The organism is Paenibacillus sp. E194, assembly GCF_000935845.1.
In the GTDB taxonomy this organism is placed as follows: Bacteria; Bacillota; Bacilli; order Paenibacillales; family Paenibacillaceae; genus Paenibacillus_B; species Paenibacillus_B alvei_B.
This window is the reverse complement of sequence record NZ_JMDX01000410.1, coordinates 1-2,980: the sequence shown is the minus strand read 5'-3', so window position 1 is coordinate 2,980 and position 2,980 is coordinate 1. Positions and strand designations below refer to the sequence as shown.

Genomic DNA, 2,980 nt, shown 5'->3' with positions numbered 1-2,980 from the left:
GAAGCGCGAGCTAATCCTGAAGCGATATGTGAGCTAATCGCAAGACATCGCATCCACATATTCGAATCAACCCCAGCCCTTGTTATTCCGTTGATGGAATATGTGCATGAACAAGGCAAGGATGTAAGCAGTCTGCGCCTGCTCGTTGTTGGCTCGGATCATTGCCCGGCCGCGGAATATCGCAAGCTGATTGAACGATTCGGCTCGCAAATGAGAATCCTGAACAGCTATGGCGTGACTGAGGCTTGCGTCGATGCGTGCTATTACGAGAGAAATTGTAGTGTGGATTCCATCACAATGCTCCCGATAGGTAAACCACTGCCTTCGGTATCCATGTACATTCTAGACGAGAATAAGGCGCTTCAGCCAATCGGAATTGTAGGAGAGCTCTACATAAGTGGAGCCGGTGTCGGCAGAGGTTATCTGAACCGTGATGACTTGACAGCAGAAAAATTCGTTGATGACCCCTACTCTCAAGGAAAGATGTATCGGACAGGTGATTTGGCAAGATGGCTGCCGGACGGAAACATTGAATACCTTGGAAGGCTCGATCATCAAGTCAAAATTCGGGGTAATCGGATAGAAATAGGGGAAATTGAAACACGCATGCTGCAAACATCACTTGTGCGGGAAGCTGTTATCGTAGCGCGCGAGGATGAAAATGGACTGAAAGCTCTGTGCGCCTATTATGTTGCCGATAGCGAGATATCCGTACAGCAATTGCGTTCAACCCTGGCAGAACAAGTACCTGATTATATGATTCCGTCTTATTTCATGAAGCTGGAACGATTGCCGCTTACGCCGAACGGCAAAATCGATCGGAATGGATTGCCTGCACCATCTGGTCAGGACTATTCCGGCAAGATTTATGTGGAGCCTCGTAACCAAGCGGAACAAACGCTGGTTAGCATCTGGCAAATGGTGCTTGGAGTCAAGCGAGTTGGCATTTTGGATCATTTCTTCGAGCTAGGTGGAGATTCGATCAAGTCCATTCAAGTATCATCTCGCATGCAGCAAGCTGGATATAAGCTGGATATCCGGGATCTGTTCAAGTATCCGACCATTGAACAGATAAGTCCACATCTGGTAGAGGTTCAGCGAAAAGCTGAGCAGGGAGAAGAGAGCGGTGAGGTTGGGCTCACTCCTATATTGCGCTGGTATTTTGAACGAGATGAAGCGAGTCTGCATCATTACAATCAATCCATAATGCTGCACCGCAAAGATGGATTCGATGAGGCGGCACTTCGCAATGCACTGCACAAGATTACGGAACATCACGATGCGCTGCGCATGGTATTCCACCGTACGGAACAGGGAGAATACGCGGCCTGGAACCGGAGAATCGAAGAAGGCGAGCTTTACCGTCTTGATGTGTTGGATATCAAGGAACGTTCCGCTGGCGATGAAAGCGAAGAATCTCTTCACAACATGCTCATGGCAGAAGCTGATGCGATTCAGAATGGGTTCAATTTAGAGGCAGGGCCACTCGTAGGCGCAGGATTGTTCCGCTGCCCAGATGGAGATCATCTGCTTATCGTCATTCATCATGCTGTTATCGATGCCGTATCCTGGCGGATTTTGCTTGAGGATCTTGCTAGCGGATACGAACAGGCACTTCTAGGCAGCGAGATTCGTCTCCCTGACAAGAGCGATTCCTTCCGGTTATGGTCAAGACAGCTTTCAGCATATGCGCAGCAGTCTAACATGAACGAGGAGCTGAAATATTGGCAGCAAGTCGCACAGACGACGATTACTCCACTGCCGACGGATTACGCTGGGACTGCTCTTCAACTTGATAGTGAATCGGTAACGGTCGAATGGAGTGCTAACGAGACCGAACTGCTGTTGAAGCAGGCGCATCGGGCGTATAACACGCAGATGGACGATCTTCTTTTAACGGCACTCGGCATTGCATTCCGGAGATGGTGCGGACATGAGCGTATCCGAATTAATTTGGAAGGACATGGTCGGGAGTCGATCCTGCCAGATCTCGATATCACACGCACGGTAGGCTGGTTCACGAGTGAGTATCCGCAGCTTCTCGAGGTAGGCTCTGAGGAAGAACTGCCGCGAATCATCAAGTCAGTCAAAGAAGATTTGCGCAGCATTCCGAATAAAGGGATCGGTTACGGAATTTGTCGATATTTATCAGACAAGAGTATGCAGGATGATTGGGGAACAGCACCTGAGGTTAGCTTCAACTACTTGGGGCAGTTCGACCAAGATTTCCAGAACAGCGGGTTTTCTCCATCGCCGTATTCTACCGGCAGCAATATTGGGGGAGATCAGCTAAGACCTTATCTGCTAGACATGAATGGAATGGTCTCGGATGGCAAATTGCAGCTCGACATCAGCTATGGACGGACGCAATATCGTGTTGAGACGATTGAGCGATTGGCAAGCTTGATTCGGGACAGCTTACTTGAAATCATCGATCATTGTGTGGCCAAAGAGCAAACAGAGCTCACGCCAAGTGACGTGTCATTGCAGCGCATTAGCATTCAAGAGTTGGAGCAGATCGTTGAACGGACAAGTGGTATCGGTGAAGTAGAGGATATCTATGCATTAACGCCGATGCAGAAGGGAATGTGGTTCCATACAGCTATGGACAGCCAGGCGGGAGCCTATTTCGAACTTACGCGCTTAACGCTTAAGGGAGCGTTGAACATCGAAGCCTTCGCCGCAAGCTGGAATGAACTGGCCGCTCGGCATGCTGTATTCCGTACCAACTTCCTCGTCGATTCGAACGGTGAACCGCTGCAAGTTGTATTTCGTAGCAAGCGCATTAGCGTGAAGCACGAAGATTTGCGGTCCCTGAATTCATATGAGCAGGCTGTGGCGATTGAGAACGAAGCGGCCAAGGAACGTGCACAAGGCTTTGACCTTGAGAATGGGAATGTCATGCGCGTGTCCGTACTTCAGACGGCAGACGAAGTGTATGAAGTGCTGTGGATCTCCCATCACATCGTCATGGATGGTT

The 2,980-nt window shown here is 49.5% G+C and carries 1 protein-coding gene; it reads left to right on the top strand.

From position 1 onward, the window contains the following. Positions 1-2,980, top strand: a 2,980-nt coding sequence (locus AZ66_RS28245; RefSeq protein WP_044357972.1) for a condensation domain-containing protein, incomplete at both ends; no start/stop codon positions are given.